The sequence below is a fragment of the Microbacterium daqui genome, from assembly GCF_050408675.1.
GTDB lineage: Bacteria > Actinomycetota > Actinomycetes > Actinomycetales > Microbacteriaceae > Microbacterium.
Genome location: NZ_JBNTKF010000017.1, coordinates 1 through 20,825 on the forward strand (window position 1 = coordinate 1; position 20,825 = coordinate 20,825).

General features: G+C 64.1%; 20 protein-coding genes. 5 read left to right on the forward strand and 15 right to left on the reverse strand.

What is annotated here, in order from left to right; genetic code table 11:
* Positions 1-121 precede the first annotated feature (121 nt).
* Positions 122-952, reverse strand: a complete 831-nt coding sequence (gene proC / locus ACQUSY_RS10210) for a pyrroline-5-carboxylate reductase (protein WP_428904377.1) — start codon at positions 950-952, stop codon at positions 122-124.
* A 214-nt stretch (positions 953-1,166) separates the two neighbouring features.
* Between proC and ACQUSY_RS10215 the strand changes: the two genes are divergently transcribed.
* A complete protein-coding gene (locus ACQUSY_RS10215) occupies positions 1,167-2,270 on the forward strand; it encodes an alpha/beta fold hydrolase (RefSeq protein ID WP_428904378.1) in 1,104 nt (367 codons plus the stop codon).
* A 58-nt stretch (positions 2,271-2,328) separates the two neighbouring features.
* Complete coding sequence (locus ACQUSY_RS10220; RefSeq protein ID WP_428904379.1) at positions 2,329-3,246, forward strand: DUF808 domain-containing protein; 918 nt, start codon at positions 2,329-2,331, stop codon at positions 3,244-3,246.
* A gap of 65 nt (positions 3,247-3,311) precedes the next feature.
* Here ACQUSY_RS10220 and tadA read toward each other — a convergent pair whose 3' ends face one another.
* A complete protein-coding gene (gene tadA, locus ACQUSY_RS10225; RefSeq protein WP_428904380.1) occupies positions 3,312-3,764 on the reverse strand; it encodes a tRNA adenosine(34) deaminase TadA in 453 nt (150 codons plus the stop codon).
* 80 nt (positions 3,765-3,844) lie between these two features.
* On the opposite strand from tadA, the gene upp reads away from it, so the two are divergent.
* Together upp and ACQUSY_RS10235 are read left to right on the forward strand one after the other, a co-directional pair.
* Positions 3,845-4,477 carry a uracil phosphoribosyltransferase gene (gene upp / locus ACQUSY_RS10230; RefSeq protein WP_428904381.1) on the forward strand — a complete coding sequence of 211 codons (633 nt, stop codon included), beginning with the start codon at positions 3,845-3,847 and terminating at the stop codon, positions 4,475-4,477.
* 104 nt (positions 4,478-4,581) lie between these two features.
* The gene (locus ACQUSY_RS10235; protein ID WP_428904382.1) at positions 4,582-5,865 is read left to right on the forward strand and encodes a hypothetical protein; all 1,284 of its coding nucleotides are present in this window, start codon (positions 4,582-4,584) and stop codon (positions 5,863-5,865) included.
* Here ACQUSY_RS10235 and ACQUSY_RS10240 read toward each other — a convergent pair.
* From ACQUSY_RS10240 to ACQUSY_RS10295, 12 genes are all read right to left on the reverse strand, one after another.
* Positions 5,844-6,356, reverse strand: a complete 513-nt coding sequence (locus ACQUSY_RS10240; protein WP_428904383.1) for a hypothetical protein — start codon at positions 6,354-6,356, stop codon at positions 5,844-5,846. The two genes, ACQUSY_RS10235 and ACQUSY_RS10240, sit on opposite strands and share 22 nt — an antisense overlap.
* Complete coding sequence (locus tag ACQUSY_RS10245) at positions 6,353-6,916, reverse strand: DUF4352 domain-containing protein (RefSeq protein ID WP_428904384.1); 564 nt, start codon at positions 6,914-6,916, stop codon at positions 6,353-6,355. Before ACQUSY_RS10245 ends, ACQUSY_RS10240 begins: the two co-directional genes overlap by 4 nt.
* Entirely contained in the window at positions 6,913-7,602 is a 690-nt protein-coding gene (locus ACQUSY_RS10250; RefSeq protein ID WP_428904385.1) for a hypothetical protein, read from the reverse strand. The genes ACQUSY_RS10245 and ACQUSY_RS10250 overlap by 4 nt, the downstream gene beginning before the upstream one ends.
* Positions 7,603-7,627: 25 nt before the next feature.
* The gene (locus ACQUSY_RS10255; RefSeq protein ID WP_428904386.1) at positions 7,628-9,082 is read right to left on the reverse strand and encodes an MFS transporter; all 1,455 of its coding nucleotides are present in this window, start codon (positions 9,080-9,082) and stop codon (positions 7,628-7,630) included.
* Between the two features lie 42 nt (positions 9,083-9,124).
* On the reverse strand, positions 9,125-12,661 hold the full coding sequence (locus ACQUSY_RS10260) for a TM0106 family RecB-like putative nuclease (protein ID WP_428904387.1): 3,537 nt from the start codon (positions 12,659-12,661) through the stop codon (positions 9,125-9,127).
* A gap of 60 nt (positions 12,662-12,721) precedes the next feature.
* Positions 12,722-12,898, reverse strand: coding sequence for a hypothetical protein (locus ACQUSY_RS10265; protein WP_428904388.1), 177 nt, complete (start codon positions 12,896-12,898; stop codon positions 12,722-12,724).
* Positions 12,899-12,943: 45 nt separating this feature from the next.
* Positions 12,944-14,065 carry an SbcC/MukB-like Walker B domain-containing protein gene (locus ACQUSY_RS10270; protein WP_428904389.1) on the reverse strand — a complete coding sequence of 374 codons (1,122 nt, stop codon included), beginning with the start codon at positions 14,063-14,065 and terminating at the stop codon, positions 12,944-12,946.
* Positions 14,066-14,078: 13 nt separating this feature from the next.
* The gene (locus ACQUSY_RS10275) at positions 14,079-16,187 is read right to left on the reverse strand and encodes an AAA family ATPase (RefSeq protein WP_428904390.1); all 2,109 of its coding nucleotides are present in this window, start codon (positions 16,185-16,187) and stop codon (positions 14,079-14,081) included.
* A complete protein-coding gene (locus ACQUSY_RS10280; RefSeq protein ID WP_428904391.1) occupies positions 16,184-17,353 on the reverse strand; it encodes an exonuclease SbcCD subunit D in 1,170 nt (389 codons plus the stop codon). Before ACQUSY_RS10280 ends, ACQUSY_RS10275 begins: the two co-directional genes overlap by 4 nt.
* A gap of 117 nt (positions 17,354-17,470) precedes the next feature.
* A complete protein-coding gene (locus ACQUSY_RS10285; RefSeq protein WP_428904392.1) occupies positions 17,471-17,671 on the reverse strand; it encodes a hypothetical protein in 201 nt (66 codons plus the stop codon).
* Positions 17,672-17,741: 70 nt separating this feature from the next.
* Positions 17,742-18,725, reverse strand: a complete 984-nt coding sequence (locus ACQUSY_RS10290; protein WP_428904393.1) for a DNA-3-methyladenine glycosylase family protein — start codon at positions 18,723-18,725, stop codon at positions 17,742-17,744.
* A 66-nt stretch (positions 18,726-18,791) separates the two neighbouring features.
* On the reverse strand, positions 18,792-19,541 hold the full coding sequence (locus ACQUSY_RS10295; protein ID WP_428904394.1) for a winged helix-turn-helix domain-containing protein: 750 nt from the start codon (positions 19,539-19,541) through the stop codon (positions 18,792-18,794).
* Between the two features lie 475 nt (positions 19,542-20,016).
* On the opposite strand from ACQUSY_RS10295, the gene ACQUSY_RS10300 reads away from it, so the two are divergent.
* Positions 20,017-20,484: a DIP1984 family protein gene (locus tag ACQUSY_RS10300; protein WP_428904395.1), complete on the forward strand. Its 468-nt coding sequence runs from the start codon at positions 20,017-20,019 to the stop codon at positions 20,482-20,484.
* 191 nt (positions 20,485-20,675) lie between these two features.
* On the opposite strand, the gene ACQUSY_RS10305 is transcribed toward ACQUSY_RS10300, so the two are convergent.
* Positions 20,676-20,807 carry a hypothetical protein gene (locus tag ACQUSY_RS10305; RefSeq protein ID WP_428904396.1) on the reverse strand — a complete coding sequence of 44 codons (132 nt, stop codon included), beginning with the start codon at positions 20,805-20,807 and terminating at the stop codon, positions 20,676-20,678.
* Positions 20,808-20,825 lie beyond the last annotated feature (18 nt).

Below are 20,825 nucleotides of genomic sequence, written 5' to 3' on the forward strand. Positions count from 1 at the left end.
CGGAGCCAGCCGGGCATTAGCGTGAGACACGAGAGACCTCCGTGGACTCGAGGGAACCTAGACAGCTCCAACTCGACTACGGAGGTCTCTCCTACGTCAACAACGATCCGGGTCAGTACACCTAGGCGCCGGCGGCGAGTTCGCGGGCGCGGGCGAGGGCGGCGTTGGTGGCGGTGATGAACATCGAGTCGAGGCCGGCATTTTGCATGACAAACAGCGCCTGCTCGGTCGTGCCCTTCGGGCTCGTCACACGGCGGCGCAACTCAGCCGGGTCATCGCCCGATGCCTCGAGCAAGCTAGCGGCGCCAATGAACGTCTGCTCTGCCATGACGCGCGCGTCGGCCAAAGCAAAGCCCTGGTGCAGCGCCGCCTGCGTCAGTTGCTCGATCAAGAAGTAGACGTACGCCGGGCCCGAGCCCGAAATCGTTGACAGCCGGTCGATGCCGTCTTCGTCGGTGGTGATGACGGTTCCGACCGCCTCGAACACGCGGCGCACGGCGGCGACGTCTTCGGCCGTACAGTGTTCGTTCGCGGCGAGCCCTGTCACGGCCTTGCGCACAATCGCGGGAGTGTTCGGCATGACTCGCACAATCTTTGCCCCCTCACCAAGCGCCGCCGCCATCGTCGCCAGCGTGGTTCCGGCTGCCAGGCTCACCACAATCGCACCCGGCTTCAGCGACGACGCAATGTCGCGTAGCAGATCAGCGACCATCGCCGGCTTCACTCCGATCAGCACGATGTCGGCATCAACCACGGCATCGTGGTTGCCCCGCGGATTCTCCGCCAGCGCAACAGACGTCACACCGGCAAGCTCAGCCAGCTCGGTGGCTTTCTCGGGCGTGCGGTTCGTCACCGTCAGTGAGCGGGTAGGTAAACCACTGGCGACAACGCCGCGCAGAATCGCGCCTCCCATAGAACCGGCGCCAAGAATCGAAATCGCAGGAGCAGTCATGCCTTCATCATAGGGAGGAGGGCGGAACCACCGGCTCAGGTTCCGGAACCATCGGCGAGGTTGCGGGCGGGAAGCGCGTCACCGATATGGCTGGGGCGGCGACAGCACGCAACCATTTCACAGCAGACGGCAACGAACCACTCAAGAAGGTCGTTACGATGGGCTGAAGAGGTGCGAAGTTGCGCCCCGCGAACGACGGCGACAATGAGGGAACATGACACTCTTTGACGGAATCACTGCACGCATCGTCGAAACTCCGCGCCTGAACGCCGGAATTCTTGAGCGCGCTACCGACGATGCCAACGCTTCGGCTGACCGCACCATCGTTTTTGTTCACGGCAACGTGTCGTCTGCTGAGTTCTGGCAGGTTGCGATGCTCGCCCTCCCCCGCGACCTTCGCGTGATCGCGGTTGATCTCCGCGGCTTCGGCAACTCTGACTCGCTCCCGGTTGACGCGACCCGCGGCCTCCGTGACTTCTCCGACGACCTGCACTCGGTGCTCGAAACGCTCGGCCTTGAGACTGCTCACCTCGTGGGTTGGTCGATGGGTGGTGGCGTCATCATGCAGTACGCCCTCGATTACCCAACGCTCTCGCTCACGCTCGAGTCGCCCGTCTCGCCGTACGGCTTCGGCGGCACCCGCCGTGATGGTTCTCGCCTCACCGACGATGACGCCGGAACCGGCGCTGGCGGCGCAAACCCCGATTTCGTCGCGCGTCTCGAAGCGAAAGACACGACCGACGAAGCACCGACGTCGCCGCGCAGCGTCTTCCGCGCCTCTTACATCGCGACCGACTTCCACAGCGTTAACGAAGACCACTGGGTCGAGTCGATGCTGACCACCTCCACCGCTGAGGGCAACTACCCCGGCGACATGAAAGCCTCAGACAACTGGCCCGGCTTCGCCCCCGGTGAAATCGGTGTGCTCAACGCGATGGCGCCGCAGTACTTCAACGTCTCCTCGATCGTTGACCTCGAAAACAAGCCCGGAATTCTGTGGGTGCGCGGCGACGAAGATATCATCGTCAGCGACAACTCGCTTTTCGATATCAACAACCTCGGCAAGCTCGGCGTCATCCCGGAATGGCCGGGCGACGACGTGGCTCCCGCGCAGGAGATGGTGAGCCAGACCCGCGACGTGCTGAACGCCTACGTCGAGGCCGGCGGTCACGTCACCGAACTCGTATTCGAGGGCGTCGGCCACGCACCGCACCTGGAGGAGCCGGAAGACTTCCGTGCTGCTCTCCTGCACCGCATCGCATATGTTCCGGTGGGCGGCCCGCCGACCGAAGCCATCGTGTTGAAGTCGGCCGATTAAGAAAACTCACATCGAACGACCGCTAGGCTAAACCCGCTCAAAACTTAAAGGGGGACCCATGTCGGTCGGTTTGCTCGCAGTTGTCGATGACATTCTGAGCGCGGCGATGAAGGCTTCGGCCAAAACCGCAGGTGTTGTCATTGACGATGCCGCTGTGACACCGCAGTACGTACACGGGCTCACCCCCGCACGCGAACTGCCAGTTGTTGGCAAAATCGCGCTTGGCTCGATCGTCAACAAGTTTGTGATCATCATTCCGATCGCACTCATGCTGACTGCGTGGGCACCTCAGGTTCTGCCATTCCTGCTGATCATCGGTGGAACCTACCTGTGCTTTGAGGGCGCAGAAAAAGTTCTCGAGTGGTTCGGTTTTGGCCACGGCCACGAAGAGCAAGAGGCGCGCGACGAGAAGAAGCTCGTGCTCGGCGCCGTGCGCACCGACCTCATCCTCTCGACCGAAATCATGCTGATCTCGCTCGCAAGCCTCGACAAGGGCATGGGTATGGGCATGACCCTCGCGGTGCTCTCGGTTATCGCGCTGCTCATGACGGGCGTCGTCTACGGCGCCGTAGCCCTGCTCGTCAAGCTCGACGACATTGGTCTGAAGATGGCGAAGAACAACGAAAAGCGCGTACGCCACACCGGCACCCGCATCGTGCGTTCGATGCCCGCCGTGTTCCGCACGATCTCCATCATCGGAACCGTCGCCATGCTCTGGGTCGGTGGCCACCTCGTGCTTGCGAACCTCGGCGAAGTCGGCTGGCACCTCCCCGCCGACATGCTGCACGCGGTCGCCGACTTCCTCGCCCCGCTCGGCGCTGTCGTCGTCTGGTTCGGCGACACCCTCGTCTCCGCGATCGCTGGCCTCGCGGTCGGCCTCCTGGTCGTCGGCATCGTGCTGCTGATCGCGAAGATCTTCGGCAAGAAGCCCTCGTTCAACGAGGGCGGCGCAAACCCGGCCGCCGTCACGCACTAAGCGCCGCTGCGGCGAGCCGGACCCACGGGCAGGCCCCGAAACCGACAGCAGCAGAGAGTCGGAACCTACCGGCGCGCTTCGAAAAAGTCGCGCAGTAGCGAGACGGCTTCGTCTTCACGTACCCCGCCGATCACTTCGGCACGGTACGGCAGGCGCCGATCGCGCAACACGTCGTAGAGCGACCCTGCGGCTCCGGCCTTGTCATCCCACGCACCAAACACGACGCGCGATACGCGCGACTGCAAAATCGCACCCGCGCACATGACGCATGGTTCCATCGTGACGACCAACGTGGTTCCGCTGAGGTTCCAGGAGCCGGTCGCAAGCGCAGCTTCCCGCAGCGCCACGACCTCGGCGTGTGCCGTCGGGTCGGTCGTTTCTTCGCGGCGGTTTCGCCCCGCACCGAGCCTCTCACCAGAAGCCGAAAGCACGACAGCCCCCACCGGGATCTCCCCCGCATCAGCCGCTTCACGCGCCAACGCGAGCGCCGCGGTCATCGCCTCATCGGTCGTGCTCATATGTGAACCCTAATCGAGCCGAGCCCCGCCCGATGCGCACCGACTCCGCACACAGCACGGAGAGACGTTATTCTGAATCTATGCGTGTTCACGTCGCCGATCACCCCTTGATCACCCACAAGCTCACGGTACTTCGCGACAAGCGGACGCCTTCGCCCGTCTTTCGTCAGCTGACGGAAGAGCTCATGACGCTGCTGGCGTATGAGGCAACGCGCAATGTGCGCGTCGAGCCGTATGAGATTCAGACCCCGGTCACCACGACCACCGGTGTGCGTATCTCGGAGCCTCGCCCGCTCGTCGTACCGATTTTGCGCGCCGGCCTCGGCATGCTCGATGGCATGGTCAAGCTCATCCCGACCGCTGAGGTGGGCTTCCTCGGCATGGCGCGCGACGAAGAGACCTTCGAGCCGACTACGTACGCCGAGCGCCTGCCCGAAGACCTCAGCGACCGCCAGTGCTTCGTGCTCGACCCGATGCTCGCCACCGGTGGTTCGCTCGGTGCAGCGATCGACTTCCTCTTCCAGCGCGGCGCACAAGACGTCACCGCCGTCTGCATCCTCGGCGCTCCCGAAGGTGTCGCCGCTATTGAGAAGCAGGTCGGCGACCGCGACGTCACGCTCGTACTCGGCGCGCTCGACGAGCGCCTCAACGAACTCGGCTACATCGTGCCGGGCCTCGGCGACGCTGGCGACCGTTTGTACGGAACCGTCTAAGACTTTTTCTGCGAAACCGGAACCATCATGCGCGTCGGCGCGGATGGTTCCGGTTTCGCGTTTCTCGGCTCGGGTGATTTCGCGCTCGGCATTACCGTTAAGGCATGTTGACGGTCGCGCGCACGATGGGGGCGGTGCTGTGGCGCCGCGGGCCCGAGCTCATGGCCGCCTATCTCGCGGGTGCCGCCGCACACTTTCTGCTGATCCGCCTTGCGGGGCTCGTGACAGCAGCGAGCGAATTTTGGGGCATGTTTGTGCATCCGCTGCCGATTTTGGCGCGACTCATCAGCTACGTCGTGATGTTGCTCATCGTGCGCGACGCGCTGCCGTCACTTTCTGCGATGGTGCCCCCTGGTTCCGCGCCCCGTGCCGAGCGTCGCACCGCACTCATCAACGCAATCCTGATGGCGATTCTGCCGTTTTTCGCGTTCTACTACGCCACCGGCTACCTCAACGAAGACATGCGCTCGATCATTCAGGTGTCGGCGACGATTCAGCGCGACTGGACGCTCACGTCGGCGCTCGCTGGCGGCACTGAAACGGCGTTTGAACGGGCTGAACTCGACATCAACGTGCTCATCGTTGTGATTGCTGTCGCCGCTTTTGCGCTGCGTGCGCTCGCGAAGCGCTTCGAAAAAACCCTGCCAGCATGGACGCGTCTGGCTTCTGTGTATCTCGAAGTGGTGTGGGTGTTCTTGTCGGTGCGGGTGATTCGGGAACTCGTGAATGGGGCGAGTGCCTGGTTGGAAGACCGCACCGCGTTCGCGTGGTTGTTCGGCATCGGCGATTGGTTCGCCGCGACCCTGCCGCCCGTCGCTGCGGTGTGGGAAGCCTTCGTCGCGGTGATCGGCGCGGTCGCTGGCCTCATCGGCGCTCCCCTCGCGTGGCTCACCGTCGCCGGCGTTGTGTACGGGCAAGCGGTCGCAGCCCGCCCCCTCGCCGCTCAGGTTTCGGCGCTCACCCGCGTGAAGAGCCGGTATGGGCGCGTAAACCAGACCGTGCGCGAGGGCGTCACGTTCGCGGTCGACAAGGTGGCGGGTGATACCAAGGGCCGACTCGCGACGATCGGCAAGGCGTTATCGATGGCGCTGCGCGCAGGCCCATTGGTTCTCGGCGGATACGTGCTGCTCTACCAACTGTGGGTGCTGGGTGCCGCCTGGCTCGACGTCGGCCTGCTTCGCATGCTGGGCCCGCTCAGTCCCGACGTTATGTACTGGGTGACCGCGATCACGTGGCCGCTGGCACTTGCAATTTCGGAACCATTGCGCTCGGCACTCGTGTCAGCAGCGTACGACACCGTGCTGACCACGACCGTTAACGATAACGTCGCCCAGGCCGAGGAGGAAGCGGCGAAAGCGGAAGCGGCTCAGTCGCCAAGCGAAACCTGAACGCGTTCGCCGTACGGAACGCTCAGAATCATCGACATTTCACCGTGCTCTTCGGGTAGCACAAAGCTGATTCGCGCAGTTCCCGGGGCGCCATCGAATGATGATATGCAGTCGGTCGGGTAGTCGCCGAGGGCGCTCGCCAGCTCCCAATCCTTCATGGCTTCGAAAACGCGATGCTCACCGTCAAGCTCAACGAGGCTCACCGCAATGCACGACACCCCGTCATACTCCGGCATCGGCGCATAGTCGATATCAACGGCATACAGTTGAACGCCGTCGGGCAAGTGTCCCTCGTCGTCGCGGGCCGAAAGCGTCGGGTCGCTCAACTCGAGATCATCGAGCTCGATGGGCGCGCCCGCATCAGCAACGCGCGTGGTTTGATGCAGCGGCATGCGCGGTACGACGTCTAAGAAGTAGACGGAACCAGCAAGCACGATGGCACCGCCGGTCGCGAGAGCGAGGGCGGGCAAGTGCGCGCGAAACCAACTCATAGCGAGGGCTCCCATCGCGCCTTCTCCAAGCGCACGCTGTCGCGCACGTCGACATCGTCGAGCGTGATCTCAAGCTCCGTGACTTGCCCCGCTTGCTTCGCATCCCCCGTGCCCAACTGCACCTGAATGGTTCCGCTTCGCACCTCCGGCGGCAATTCATACACAATGGTTCCGCGCGTTGCCATCGCCGCCGACAGCGGCGCCAACGACAACTGAGTGTAGACGCGCTCGGTAGGCCAGTACTCGTCGCCGTTTAGGATCGCCGTACGTGTGACAAAAACGTTGAGCGACTCATCGGCACGCACCTGGGCGGAGATGTCGAGTACCAGAAAGTTGCCGGCGCCCGTCCAGACACCGGTGGGTTGTGAATCGACGAGTTCATCGGCGAAATAAACGTCGTGTACCTCGATTGTGAGGTTGCCAGAGGTGGCGACTTCACCGATCTCGATGGCGGTGACGTACGGGGTGCGCCACGCGGTCGACGCCGGCACCAGGAGCGTGGCTCCCCACGCGGCCGCAATCATGGCGGCACCAGCGACCCAGATTCCGAACCGTTTCATGGCGTCAACTCGTCGTAGATGACAGGAAGCGTGAGCATCGCGACGCGACCTTCGGAGTTGTAGCCGTGGTCTTCGCCATCACCGAGAAACGTGAATTGAAACGTCGTGATTTTGTCGATCTGCAGGTGAATTTCGGTAAGGTCATTGTCGGCGCGGGGAATGACAAACCCGACCGCGAGCGTGGTCGGAACGTTGGGCTGCAATACGACCGAAGGCGTCTCGGTTGTGTCAAGACGCTGAAGGAGAATCGGACTCGTGGAGAGTTCGGGCACCCGCAGAATTTGTTTCTTCGCGGGCTCGGCGTCGACACCGCCCGGGGTGTCGAGCTGAATCGTGGTCGCGAAAAGCGAGTTCGCGAACACCGGCTCGTCAAAGGTACTGGTTACGCGCACGCGCAGAAGTAGCAAATCTTCGTCGGGTGTGAGGGTGACATTCAACGCTTCAGCTTCATCGAAGATCAACGCCTTCTCGACTCCGATGGTTGCAACACCGGCATCGACGACGGTCGTTTCGTCGCCCTCCAGCACGGTTTCTTGCACCGGGGCCAGGCCCCCAAAGAGTCCGGCGATACCAATGGCCGCCGCCGCTGACGTTCCCACGATCCAGGGAACAGGAGCCGCCCACGCTCGGCGCTTCCCGTCGGCGTCACGCACCAGTGCGCGAAATCGGCTCGTGCCCGTCCCCATGCCCTCAGCCTACGCGGTGCCTTCGCTATTCTGAGGCACGCGAGATCAGGTCGTCTGCGTTGCCGCGGCCGCGCAAGTCAACGACCGCGACGATGAGGGCGAGCGCGATAAGGAGAGCGACAGCGACGAGGCCGAGGCGCAGGGCGTCGAACGGAACCTGCTCCGCAGGCACCGAGGTCGCCTCGCGAGACAGCGTGGCGTAGTAGATCGACAGCGCGACGGCGGTACCGATCGCATTGCCGATGCGTTGGCCGAGCTGCGCGACGGAGCCAGCGAGCCCACCCTCACGCACAGCGACGTCTTCGAGCAGTAACGTTTGGTTGGCCGACACCACGAGGCCACCGCCGATACCGCCGATGAACAGCAGGCCGGCGACAATCGCGGGAAGCCAGGCGTGCGGCAAGAAGGTCGCGGCCGCCGCCATCGCCACCATGATGCCGAGCACGACGATCATGCCGGTGACGATGAGTTTCGCCCCAATGGTGTGAATGCGCGCCCCCGCCCACCAGCTGGCATAGGCGCTCGAGAGGGCGAAGCCGGTCGTGATGAGCCCCGCGATGAGCGCCGTCATGCCGAGGCCCTGCTGCATGAAGATCGTGATGAGCAAGAACATTGGCGGGAGGCCCGCAAAGTACAGCGTGCCCACCATGAGCCCGTTGCGGAATGAGCGTTTGCGGAAGAGTGAGAGCGGAACCAGCGGCGCACGACCGGTGCGTGCGTACCGACTCTCCCACCAAATGAAGGCGGCGAGCCCCACGGCGAAGACAACGAGCAACCACCAGCGTGCGGGGTCGTCGGCCTCGGAGCCCGTCGTGAAAAGGAACGGCCACATGAGTGCGATCACGGTGGTCGCGAACAGCGCGATGCCGATCGGGTCCAGGCTGAGAGTCTCGCGAGGCTTACCCTTTGCTGACGGAATGAACAGGATGACGCCGAGGATAAGGAGGAGACCAAGCGGGAGGTTCATCCAGAAGATCCAGCGCCAGCCGTCGACCGGACCGCCCAGTTCGATTGCCAGACCGCCAAGGCCGGGGCCAAAGGCTGTCGCGAGGCCGACCGTGGCTCCGAAGAGACCGAACGCCTTGCCGCGCTCTTTACCCTGGAAGAGTTCTTGCACCGTGCCGAGAACCTGCGGCATCTGGATGCCGGCGCCCACACCCTGCAGCAGTCGCGCGATGAGGAGCGTCGTCGCGTCGCCCGCGAATCCCGCGACCATGCTCATGCCGGTGTAGACGATGAGACCGATCAGGAAGAGCAATTTGCGGGAACGCTGGTCGCCGATGCGTCCGGCGGGCACGAGGGCAAGACCGAACGTCAGCACGTAACCGGCCACAATGATCTGCAGTTCGGTTGAGGTCGCACCCAGCGCCGTCTCGAGCGCCGGGAGCGCCGTGTTGACCTTCGTCATGTCGAGGATCGTGACGGCGGCGATCGAGACACCTACCCAGTAGGCACGCCACTTATGCGTCTCCAGCGACATGTTGCTCCTTCTCCGCGTGCTTCTCCTCGCGAAGGCACCGATTCAGTCTACGAGCGATACTTCGGGGCTCGGCTCTCGGCTTCCGCTTGATGAGATACCCGCTTGCATGAGGCGCGCAAATGCTGACAGCCGGCGCACCCCGGCGGGCGTGTACGGCAGGTCGTCGAGCAGCCACGGCGAGTACACGACGTAGGCCGCGCACTGCGCGCGCGAGACGGCAACGTTCATGCGGTTTTCGAGGAGTAAGAACTCCAGGCCGCGCGGCGCATCACGTGCCGTGGAGGCGGCCAACGACGTGATCGAGACGGCCGCTTCTTGCCCTTGGAACTTGTCGACGGTTCCGACTCGGATGTCGGGATATGCCGCCAATGCCTCCCTCACCGTCTGCTGCTGAGCGTTGTAGGGCGTGACGATGATGATGTCAGCCTGCATGAGCGGGCGCGGTTGTTCGCCCTCCCCCGGGTGCCACGTGCGGCCGAGGAGGTTTTCGACGATGCGCACCACTTCGTCGGCCTCTTCTGGCGAGTGCGACGTGTTGCCGCGGTGCGGCAGCGCAACCGGATGGATGCCGGGCGTGATGCCGTCGATGCTGCGCAGGGCCGCCGCTTGGTGGGCTTGTAGTTTGCCGTCGTAGCTGAGCTCTGACACCGCCGCCGCGACCTCAGGGTGCATGCGCCAACTGCGCTCCAAGAAGAACCCAAACTCGGGCGCGAGCACGTCGCTCTCGCCCATGAGCCAGCCGAGCGCCGAGGTGTCGACGGGTTCGGGGTGTGTGCCCTGGCTGACCTGCGGTAGCTGTTGTGGGTCACCGAGCAGGAGGAGCCGGTTCGCGACGACCGAACAGGCGATTGTGGACGCGAGTGAGAACTGCCCAGCCTCATCGATCACGAGCAGATCAAGTGATGCGCGAGCCAGGCGCGACGCATTCGCGAAATCCCACGCTGTTCCGCCGACTACAAAGCCTTTCGAGCTGTTCTTTTCGACGAAGTCGCCCATTTTGCGCTTCACGACGCGAGTGAAGGCGGCATCATCGACCGCGTTTGGTGACGACTTACCGACCTGGTCTTTCGGAACGCCCGCCTCAACGACGCGATCAAGAACGTTGTCGACGACCGCGTGCGACTGTGCGACGACGCCGATGCGGTAGTTCTTTTCGCGCACCAGCTTTTCGATAACGCGCGAGGCGACGTAGGTTTTGCCGGTGCCGGGAGGGCCCTGCACCGCGAGGTAGCTATGGTCGAGGGCCGAGACCGCAGAGACAATTGCGTCGACCTTGTCGACCGTGTGAATTGTGGTGCCGTCGACCGCACCACCCAGGGTGCGCGGCTCGCGGCGCACCAGGAGATCCCACGCCGGGTCGCGGAACTCAACCGCGGTCGCTTCATGCGAAATGAGCTTCTGTGCCCACTCGTCAATCGCGCCCTGTTGCGCGCCGGCGCTGGGCGGTGCCGGTTCGGTCAGTGCGATGGGCAAGGCACTCCACGTTTGGCCGTCGAGCGCCTTTTCTTCGATGATAAAGCCGTCGGGCACCTCATCGATGACCGTCGCGGTGTGCGCCACGTTGAGCCAGCGGTGCGAGAGTCGCTTCGGGGTGAAGGGGCTCGGGCGCTCATAGATCAGGTAGGGGTTCGAGCCCACTTTGATCGTGCTGCCGGGTGACACCGCACCGCGCACGTGCACGACACGGCGCATCGAGTAGGAGCCGTCAGGCACCGACCAGTCATCGAGCACGACCGAGCTGTGCGGGTCGATCGCGACAACGTTGCGCTGGCCCTCCCACACCGACAGCACTTCGCGCAGCCGCAGGAAATGCTCGGCCCAGAAGGTTTTGCTTTCGCGCGGGTAGTAGTCGATTGCGGCGGCAGCAAGGCGTAGCGACTGCGAGCGGCCGGCCTGCTCGGGCGCGGAATAGTCGACGGCGATGGCCTGCAGCGCCGTCGCGAGCGGCGACGCTTGGTACGGGCGTTCCTCCGGCTCTTCCTCAGGCGCGGGCGGACGGCCCGCCTCGATCGCACGCTCAATGAGCCAATCACGCAAGCGTCGAGTGGAGACGCAGTCATACTTGTTGTAGTCGGCGAGGTCTTGCAAAATGACATCGGCCTCATCGTGGTGACCATCGGCTGCGAGGGTGCGCGCCTCAACATAGCGACCAATCGAGTCGCCACCGTTTTGCACGTCTTCGGTGCGCACCATGTCGCCCATGTAGAGCGGCTCGAGCTTTTTGATCGAATACGACCGGGAGCCAACACGCACCGCACGCTTGACGATCGGATAGAGGTCAACGAAAACGCCATCGCGTAGCAGCGTGTCAACCGCTGCCTCGCCCACCCCGTAGCGCGCGGCCATCGCGGTCAGGTGACTCGTCTCGTACGGCGCGTAATGGTAGATGTGCATGCCCGGGTTGGCCTGGCGCATCGCAGCGACCGCGTCAAGGAACGTCAACAGCGCGCGCTTTTCATCTTCAAACGTGTGCGCCCACAGTGCCGTGTACGTTTCGCTGACATCGACCCAGCCGAACAGGTAGTCGATGCCCCACATGGTGCCGTCGCCCTCGGTGTGCAGCGGGTCGCCTTCAAAGTCGAAGAAGATATCGCCCGCGTTGGGGCGGGGCAGGCTGCTGAGGGCGGGAGCCATCACGACTTCGTACTCCGGAACCGCGTGCGGGTCTGCGGAGGCGTCGAGCGACGGTACGCCGGCGGGGCTGCGCAACTGGAGCTGAGCCTGCAAACGCAGGGAGGCGAACACATCGAGGTTCATGCCCTCTGGTGCGGCTTCGGCGGCACCCAGCGCGTCAATCGTCTCGATACCCGCCGCCCGGAGGAGACGACGGTGCACCGGACGCATGCCGGCAACAAGCAGGAGGTCGCGGTGAGCAATGACTTCGGATTCGCACGTCGCGCAGCGGCCGCACGCGATGATGCCGAGGTCGCCCCGCTCGTCATTCCAGGCGAGGGGCGCTTGCGTTTCAGTCACCGCCCGGTCGGCGATGAGCTGGCGGATGCGCTCGCGTCGGAGTTCGAAGACCGGCATGAGGTCGTCAATGTGGTGCGTGCTGATTTCGCCGTCACCGAGGATGAGCTCGACAGTCGGATCGGTCGGCACGCCGAGGCGGCGAAGCTGGTCGACGTAGGCGGCGAGCTGCATGAGGGCGGTGACGCGGGCGGTGCGGGCCAGCTTCGTGTCTTGCACGAGCCAGCCGGCGTCGGTCTGCACCATGAAGTCGGCGAAACCGATGAAGTCATCGTGAGCGAACGCGCCCTGGTACAGCACGCGCGCGTCAGAATGGAGCGCCTTCACGGTTTCGTCGAGCGCCGTCGCGAGCGCATCGTGGTCGGTCGGGCCGACAGTCGCGAGTTCAACGACACCGTTGCCGTAATGCGAGCGGTAGCGTTCGAGCACGGCGTGCTCGTGGGAGAGACCGAGGGTGATGGCGCGCTGCATCATCTCGTCTTCTGGCTCAACGACGGCGGCAATGCGCCCCAGCTTCGCGTCGATACCGCGAGCCCAGGCGAACTCGCAATCGGCCGCCTTCTTCAGGTCTGTCGCACTCCAGATAACCCGGCCGTCACTGATTCGCATGTTGCCTCCTGCCCCTCACGTTACCGGGGGCCGCCGACATCGCTGCGTGAGTCGTGCAGGCTACTCTTTGCTGTTGCTGAAGAACGAGCGCATGACGCCGTAAACGATGAGGGCGACAATCGCGATCACGACGATTTTGGCGACGAACCACATCACGCTGAACAGCACGTTCACGAGGACGGCCGCGACGATAACCGCGATGACGACGGCAATGATGGTTCCGGCTGTGCTCTTCATGATTTCAGCGTAGGGGTTGTGGCTGGCCGCCAGCAGAACGTTCGCCTAGCGCGTGATGATGTCGCTGGACCCGTCGGAGGCAACCTCAACGCGGAGCTGCGCAGGAATCTCTTCCTTCATCGCCTCGACGTGACTGATGATGCCGACCGTGCGCCCACCCGAGCGCAGCTCATCAAGGGTCTGCATCGCGGTCTGTAACGTTTCGGGGTCGAGCGAACCAAACCCTTCATCGATGAACAGGGTGTCGAGGCGCACGCCTCCGGCGCGGTTCGTCACGACCTCGGCAAGGCCGAGTGCGAGAGCGAGGGATGCGAGAAACGTTTCACCGCCCGATAGCGAATGCGCCGGGCGCGCCTTTGACGTAAACGTGTCAAAGATGTTGATGCCCAGGCCCGCGGCGGCGTTGCCGACGCGTTCGTCGCTGTGTTGCAGGCGGTAGCGCCCGTTCGACATATCGGCGAGGCGTACATTCGCGGTGGCGACGATCTCTTCGAGCTCCGCAGCCAAAATGAAGGTCTCGAGCGACATGCGTTTGGTGTTTGGCTCGTGTCCGCTCACCGTGTCGGCAAGGCGCACGATGGTCTCGTGCGCAATGAGTGCTTCTTCTTGGCTGGCTTGCTCTTCTTTGGCGGCGGCCGTGCGCTCGGTAAGAGCAGCAACAGCACCCCTAAGCGCGGTGAGTTCGCTGCCGATTCGCGCCCATTCCTGTTGTGCGGCCTCGGCGACGGCGACAGCCGAGTCAACGTCGATCGGTTCGTCTGGCAATACTTCGAGCTCGAGCTCCATGAGTGTGGCTTTGGCGGAGCGCACGGCGATGTCGTGCTCCGCGATGCGGGCATCGAGCGCGGCGATCTGATCGGCAGACCGTGATGCCTCTTGCGCCGCTTCAGCGGTGGCAAATGTCGTTGCCTTGAGAGCTGTTTCCTGTGCCGTGCGTGATGCAACGACGACGGCGTCAGCGCGCTCGGCGTCATCGAGCGCCGTCACCAAAACCTGCGCGGTGTCGCGCTCTGCGGTGATCGCCGCGATGCGTGCGACGACAGACTCCCACTCGTCGCGCGCGGCCGCGATGACGTCGGTTGCGGCGCGCACCTTTTCTTCCGCGGCCGCGCGCTGCGCGAGCGCGGTTGCAACCGTTGCGCTGGCGGCTTCGATGGCCGCGGCCATCGTCCTTTCGCGCTCACGTAGTTCGTCTCGCACCCCCGTGGCTTTGTCGCGCTCGGTCTGCGCGGCTTCGGCGTCGGCGATGTCGTCGGCAAGCTTCTGCTCGGCCTCGATCAGACTCTCCAGGNCGCACCCCCGTGGCTTTGTCGCGCTCGGTCTGCGCGGCTTCGGCGTCGGCGATGTCGTCGGCAAGCTTCTGCTCGGCCTCGATCAGACTCTCCAGGCTTTGCCCGCCCGCGGCAGCCATCATTTGGGCAAGAGCGGTCGCGGCCCGTTGCTCGGCTTCTGACGCCGCCGTCGCTTCGCGTTGACGCGCGTCGCGCTCGGCGGTAACCGCGGCTAGATCGGCATCGGTGACCGGGTCGACGAGGGTCGGCGCGGGCTGCGGGTGCGCAGTGGAACCACAAACCGGGCACGGCGAATCGTCGGTGAGGGTGGCCGCAAGCTCGGAGGCGGAGCCTTCGAGCTTGCGCTGGTACAGCGCATCGAGCGCATCGGCGCTCGACCGCGCAGCTTTGTTGGCCTCGGCAGCGGCGTGTAACGCCCGCTCGTGTTCTTTCTCGTGACCCGCCAGTTGCTGAGCCGCACCGAGCTGAATTGCGAGGGCGGTTTGGTTCATGCGCAGGTCGTCGAGGCGATCAATGCGGGTCTGGAGCTGTGCAAAAGTGACGTCGAGGGCCGCGAGCTCGGTGGGAATGCGGTCGGCTTCTTCACGCAGGCTCGCCCGCGCCGATTCTGCGTCGGCCAGCGCTTGCACGGCTGCCGCAGCCGCCGCTTCGTGCTGACTGATCGCCTGTTCTAGCGCGGCGGCACTGGCCAAGGCACCGAGGGTCGTTGTGCGGTCGTCAACGAGGGCGCGAAGTTCGGGGAGCGACAGCGCCGGCGAATCGGTCGGCGCATAAGCGCCCCAACGCTCACGTGCGGCGGCGACCTTCTCAGCAGCGTTCGTCGCAGCCAACGCATCGCGCGTTGCAGCGGCGATGCTACTCATCACGGTCTGGGCTTCGCGTGCCGCGGCGAGCTCGGCGCGGTCTGCGGCAATCGCGAGGGCGCGCTCCTCGAGACGCACCAGTTCGGCGCGCGTTGTGTCGCGACGCGTTTGGTGCTCGCGTTGCGTGCGTTTCGTCGCGGCTTCGGAAGCCGTTGCGATGCGTGCGGCGTCAGCGCGATCAGCGGCATCGATCGTCGTCTGCACGCGATAGTCGCCACGCTCTCGGGCCCGGTGCAGATGCTCGAGGCGCTCCGCGACTGGAAGGAGCGTGGTGTCGATGTGAGCAGGGTTCGGAGCAGTTTCACCGAACTGCTCGGGCGCATCAGCGTTGTCATTCACGTCGCCCGCGCCAACGCTGTCACCTGTTTCACCCGCGCTCGCGTCGTCGCTCACGTCACTCGTGTTGCCGAGACTAGATGCCTCGGCATCAGACACGACAACATGCTGGTCACCCCAGCCGTGCGTTTCAACGAGCTTTTCGGCGTCGCTCAGCCGGTCAAGCAGGCGCGCGCGTGCGGCCGCCATCGTCTGTTCGCTGGTTTTGCGTCGCTCGTTGAGTTGGCGCTGGTAGTCCTCGAAGCGGCGCGTGCCGAAAAGCGTGCGCAACAGGCCCTGGCGCACATTGCTGTCGGCCAGGAGAAACTGTGCGAACCGGTTTTGGGCCAACAGGATGACCTGCAGAAATTGCTCTTTGTTGAGCTGCAAGATCTCGGCGAGCTGATGGGCTGCGTCAACGGCGCGCGAGGCCAAACCAACCCACTGCTTGCCGTCCCACCGGTCGAGTTGGACGGTAGAAGCCTGTGTTGTCATGCCGCCGCCACGCTGCTTCGGGCGTTCATATTCCGGCGAGCGCGTCACCCGGTAGGTGGCCTTCCCCGTCGAGAAGGTCAGCGACACTTCGGACGGATCGTCGGGCAACGCATGATCGCTACGCACCCGCTTGCCGCCAGAGCTGTTGTAGCGCGGCACGGAGGCGTACAGCGCAAAGCACACCGCATCGAGCAGGCTCGACTTGCCCGCACCGGTTTTGCCGGAGATCAGGAAGAGTCCGTCGGCGTCATACTCGTCAAAATCGATGACCTGCCGGCGCAGGAACGGACCGAAACCCTCAATCTCGAGGCGATGTAGCTTCACGCGCGAGCCTCGGCGAGGACGCGCTCGTCGATCATCGACTGCAGAATCTCCTGCTCGGCGCTGCTTGCCCCTTCGCCGTTGCGCACGTCAGCGAGAAAAACCTCGATGCGCTCGATATCAGTCACCGCCCGCTGCAGACGTTCGCCGTACGTTTTCTTCTCCGCGGCAACGACGCCCTCCGGCTTATGCAGCACGAGGGCACAGTGCTCGTACCGCTCGCGCAAGCGCCGCATCGGGTCACGCTGCGGGGTCGCGTCGGTGTACTCCGCACACACCCACGCAGCTTCGTCGTCGGCAAAGCGCTCATCGTTCAGAAGCTCATCAAGCGTGCCGCGCAGCGTCACGAGGCGACGAGGCACCGGCAGATCAAGCCAATCGGCACGGGCAAACCCGTCAGCGTCGAGCGTCACGAGCCACGACCCGCGCGGCTTATGTTGCTCGCCAAAGCTGTAGTGCAGCGGCGCGCCAGCGTAGCGAACGCCCTCACGTAGCTCTTGGCGGCCATGGATGTGGCCGAGGGCGGTGTAGTCAACGCCGTCGAAGACCGAAACCGGAACCATGTCGACGCCGCCCTGACGGACCTCGCGTTCAACGCCGGGAGTCGCTTCAACACCCGCTGCGAAGCAGTGTGCCATGACAACGGAGCGCACCGTGGTTCCGTCAGCCGCACGTTCGGCACGATGACGGTGAACGAGGCTCATTGCGTGGGTGAGTGTGTCGACCTGCTTGCGAAGCTCGACGCCCTCCCACAGGTGGCGCACACTAGCCGGCTCAAGATAGGGAATCGGGTACACATCGACCTCACCAAAATCGTCGGTGAGGGTAATGGGGTCGTCAAGGTGTAGCGGATCGGTGCGCACGTAGATGCCCGGCCGCAACAGCCCGGACTGAAAGCCGAGACGGGCCGCCGAATCGTGGTTGCCGCTCGTGACAATGACCTGCGCGCCGGCGTCTGCCAGCTCGGCCAGCGTGTCGGTGAGTAGCGTGTAGCAATCAGCAGACGGCGTTGCCGAGTCGAAAATGTCGCCAGAGACCAGCACGACATCGACCTCGTGCTCGCGCACCTGCAGCACCATCGCCTGCAGCACCTCTGCGAGCGCGCTCAGCGTCGAGTGCCCGTGGAAGGAGCGCCCGATGTGCCAGTCAGAGGTGTGCAGGATTCGCATAACCCCACGCTAGGAGGGGCCACCGACATTGCCATTTGAGCGCGCCGCAAACCCGCGAAACCCCCGGAAACACGAGGGTCACACATCGCTTGACGCGCGACTGCTCTCATGCCGTGCCTAAACCTGGGCGCCGTTGTCGTCTTCGTCGTAAATTCCGGCGTCGCGACGCTTCCATGACGCACGCGCCAATGCATAACCGGTCGCGAGCAAGAGGCCAAGCACGAGTCCGAGTAAGACGTTCTGCAAAATCGCGCCAAACAGCACGCCGCCGCACACCACGGCGACGAAGATGAGGACGCTGACCATGCGGGGAGACATGCCCTCAGCGTACGCGGCCGTCGGCCCCGTAAGGCGAAAACGACGTGGTCAGCACTCGGAGATCACGTGGCTAGCGGTCGCGATGATCCTCCGGGTGCAGGCGCGGAGCTCGTCGCGGCTCGATGACACCGCTAGCAAAGATGAGGCGAATGACCCGCTGCCGCTGCCCGGCCCACGGCTCTAACAGTTCGCGCATGCCGTCATCGTCTACGCGGCTCCCGGTGAGGGCGTAGCCGACTTCGTGTGCGAGGTGGAAGTCGCCAAAACTTACGGCGTCGGGGTCACCAAAGGTGCGAATACGCACTTCGGCTGCGGTCCAGACGCCAATACCGCGCACCGTCGTCAACAGGCGCTCACGCTCAGCACCGTCAGCGGCGGCAAACAACCGCTCCTGCAGGCCACTCGCCGCGGCCGTCACGGCGGCACGCGATTGCGGCGGCTCGACACCGGCACGGTGCCAGTCCCACGAGGGAATGGTGCGCCAGGTCGCAAGCGCCGGCGCGACCCAGAGTCGCCGCGGGCCGGGGGCACGTTCACCGTGCCAGTAGATCAAATCGCGCCAGGCATGAAAAGCCTGAATCGCGGTCACCTTTTGTTCAAGAATCGCGCTGATCAGCGCGTCAGCCAACAGATCTGACCGCCCAATGCGCAAACCAGGGTTATGCCGCGCAGCGTCGGCGATCAGCGGGTGTCGGGAGGTATCAAACCCGGCGTCGTCGTCATGAGCACCGCACAGCGCTGGTACCTGGTCAATCAGCCATGCGGCGCCTTCTCCCCACGCAGACGCGCGAATCGCACCCTGTTCTTGCCGCAGCGCAATGGCTCCGACGCCCTCGGGCGTGCGCACCGCGCGCCACAGCACGTCGTTCTCCCACCGCATCGTCGGATCGGTGAATCCACGCCGATGGATACCGGCAACGCGTCGAAAATCGAGCGGAAACTGCGGCCGATAGACGCTATCGATGCGGGAGGTGGCGGCAGCCGGAACCAGGGGTGCGGCTCGTCGACGCACATGCGCTGGGCGCGCACGAATTGTCGATGCCGAACTGGTCATGCGGCAACACTAACCCCAAGCACCGACATCAACCGCAATGGTCGGGCGGCAGACGTACGGGAGAGCTTAGAAGCGGTCGGGCGAGGGGGTGCCGGTGCCGTAGCGAATAACAACGTCAGCGTGGCGGTCGAAGCGGTATCCGATGCCGCGAACCGTACGCACAATGTCTTCGTAGCGACCGAGCTTGGCGCGCAGGCGACGAACGTGAACGTCGATCGTGCGCTCGCCGGGAGCCTCATCTTCGGATCCGGCCGACCACAGCGACGAGACCAGCTCGGCGCGGTCGATCGTGCGGCCCTCGCGCAGCACGAGGTACTGCAGCAGTTCGAACTCCTTGTAGGTAAAGTTCGCCGATTCGCCGTCAATCAGCACGCGCTTGCGCGAAATGTCAACGATCACGCGACTCGCGAGGTCTTCGTCAACGGGCTCCGGGCGAGTGCGAGCAACAGCGCTCGGCTCGTGCAGAGCGAGGCGCACCACATCAACGTCACGGCCGCCGGCAGCAACCGGGGCGAGCGCGACAGTGGCGTAGGTCTGAGCGGCGGGAGCGAGGTCAGCGAGGGTGCGGCGCAGTGCGTCGACCAGAATGCCGAGCGAGACGCCAGCCTGAGCGGCCTTCTGCTCGTCGATACCGACGTAGAGAGCGAAGCCGCGAGCGGCGGAACCAGCGGGAACGGCGGGCTCAGGACGAGTAGCTACCGGAGCGGGTGCGGTGTGTGCCGGGGCCGCGGCGCGAGCGGCCGGGGTGACCGGGCGGGCAATCGACGTAGCGGGACGAGCGGTCTGAACGGGGGCGAGAAGGGTTGCGTTCGACATGAGGAAAATCCTTGAGGGGTGGAGACGACGACGAGGACGTCGATCTCAGATGATGAAAGTTTGTGGTCTGGTGACCGGTGTACGCGATCGACACACACATTTCCCTGGTGGGGGCAGTGAGCGAACGCGGGGGTTCATACAAACTCAGGTGAATTGACCGAGGATGAACCAGGCGAAGGGCTACTGGTTTAGCGACACATTCGCGAATACATAGCAACGCGACCGGCCATCATCATGCCAGTCGTCCCGTTCGCCTCCAGGGCGGACACAGGAAATGCGTTGTTAGTCATGTGCAGATTATGACGATATTGGTCACTCAATGTCAAACTGAGTCCTCGCGCTTGCGCGCGGCTACGGGACTATGCCGTGCGCATATGAGCAGCACCTAGCCAAGCGCTCTGTTGGTTCCGTCGGGGCTTTCTTCGCCAGCTGAATCATGTTTCACTAGGCACACAGCGGCATCGAAAGGAACCATATGCGTTTGGCTGAAGCCCTCTCCCTCCGCGGCGATCTGCAGAAGCGGGTCGCGCAATTGCGCGAAAGAATTCACGCAAACGTGCGTTTCCAGGAGGGCGAAGAACCCTCAGAAAACGCCACCGAACTCCTCGCCGAAGCGGGTGAAACGATCGACCGATTGCAGTCGTTGATCGCCGCGATCAACATGACGAACTCGTCGCTTGTGCTGAAAGACGGCCGTTCCATGACTTCCGCCCTCGCCGCGCGCGACATGCTGAAGCTGCGGCACAGCGTGCTGAGCGGTGCCGCGCAGTCGGCCATCAGTGGGGTCGACTACCACCGCCAGATGCGTTCTGAGCTACGCCAGATTGTCGCGATCGACGTACCGACTCTCCGCAAGGAGATCGACGCTGTGGCACAGCAACTGCGTGAGCTTGACAGCCAGATTCAGGAGGCCAACTGGACGAGTGAGCTCATCGAAGACTGAGACAGCAGGTAGTTACTCACGGCGGATGCCAACCCGCGGTCGACGGGAAAATCGACCACTGTCCATGGAGCGCGGGCGCTTCTCCCCTCACCGGGCATGCCCAGCACCAAGACACGTCACCGCGTACAACGCACCCCGCATTACCGGGCGTCGAGTGAGTAACGAGGGTGGGTTCGGGGACTCTCTCAGTTTTAAGCAGCCGCGATATCGCGCGGTGTCGCGTTGCGCACAATCATTCCACCAGCGCTCACGATGAGCGTGGCCACGGCGAGCACGAGCGCGACGACGACGGCCGGGCCGGAAATGAGCTGTTGCGCCTGCACCGCGAACGCGCCAATGAT

What these genes read in the sequence shown, in the direction of transcription:
- ACQUSY_RS10220 (WP_428904379.1), top strand. Translation starts at nt 2,329, where the DNA reads ATGTCGGTCGGTTTGCTCGCAGTTGTCGATGACATTCTGAGCGCGGCG.
- upp (WP_428904381.1), top strand. Translation starts at nt 3,845, where the DNA reads ATGCGTGTTCACGTCGCCGATCACCCCTTGATCACCCACAAGCTCACG.
- proC (WP_428904377.1), bottom strand. Translation starts at nt 952, where the DNA reads ATGACTGCTCCTGCGATTTCGATTCTTGGCGCCGGTTCTATGGGAGGC.
- ACQUSY_RS10245 (WP_428904384.1), bottom strand. Translation starts at nt 6,916, where the DNA reads ATGAAACGGTTCGGAATCTGGGTCGCTGGTGCCGCCATGATTGCGGCC.
- ACQUSY_RS10285 (WP_428904392.1), bottom strand. Translation starts at nt 17,671, where the DNA reads ATGTCTCCCCGCATGGTCAGCGTCCTCATCTTCGTCGCCGTGGTGTGC.
- ACQUSY_RS10270 (WP_428904389.1), bottom strand. Translation starts at nt 14,065, where the DNA reads ATGGCCGCGGCCATCGAAGCCGCCAGCGCAACGGTTGCAACCGCGCTC.
- ACQUSY_RS10215 (WP_428904378.1), top strand. Translation starts at nt 1,167, where the DNA reads ATGACACTCTTTGACGGAATCACTGCACGCATCGTCGAAACTCCGCGC.
- ACQUSY_RS10280 (WP_428904391.1), bottom strand. Translation starts at nt 17,353, where the DNA reads ATGCGAATCCTGCACACCTCTGACTGGCACATCGGGCGCTCCTTCCAC.
- ACQUSY_RS10295 (WP_428904394.1), bottom strand. Translation starts at nt 19,541, where the DNA reads ATGTCGAACGCAACCCTTCTCGCCCCCGTTCAGACCGCTCGTCCCGCT.
- ACQUSY_RS10240 (WP_428904383.1), bottom strand. Translation starts at nt 6,356, where the DNA reads ATGAGTTGGTTTCGCGCGCACTTGCCCGCCCTCGCTCTCGCGACCGGC.
- ACQUSY_RS10265 (WP_428904388.1), bottom strand. Translation starts at nt 12,898, where the DNA reads ATGAAGAGCACAGCCGGAACCATCATTGCCGTCGTCATCGCGGTTATC.
- ACQUSY_RS10235 (WP_428904382.1), top strand. Translation starts at nt 4,582, where the DNA reads ATGTTGACGGTCGCGCGCACGATGGGGGCGGTGCTGTGGCGCCGCGGG.
- ACQUSY_RS10300 (WP_428904395.1), top strand. Translation starts at nt 20,017, where the DNA reads ATGCGTTTGGCTGAAGCCCTCTCCCTCCGCGGCGATCTGCAGAAGCGG.
- ACQUSY_RS10250 (WP_428904385.1), bottom strand. Translation starts at nt 7,602, where the DNA reads ATGGGGACGGGCACGAGCCGATTTCGCGCACTGGTGCGTGACGCCGAC.
- ACQUSY_RS10260 (WP_428904387.1), bottom strand. Translation starts at nt 12,661, where the DNA reads ATGCGAATCAGTGACGGCCGGGTTATCTGGAGTGCGACAGACCTGAAG.
- tadA (WP_428904380.1), bottom strand. Translation starts at nt 3,764, where the DNA reads ATGAGCACGACCGATGAGGCGATGACCGCGGCGCTCGCGTTGGCGCGT.
- ACQUSY_RS10290 (WP_428904393.1), bottom strand. Translation starts at nt 18,725, where the DNA reads ATGACCAGTTCGGCATCGACAATTCGTGCGCGCCCAGCGCATGTGCGT.
- ACQUSY_RS10255 (WP_428904386.1), bottom strand. Translation starts at nt 9,082, where the DNA reads ATGTCGCTGGAGACGCATAAGTGGCGTGCCTACTGGGTAGGTGTCTCG.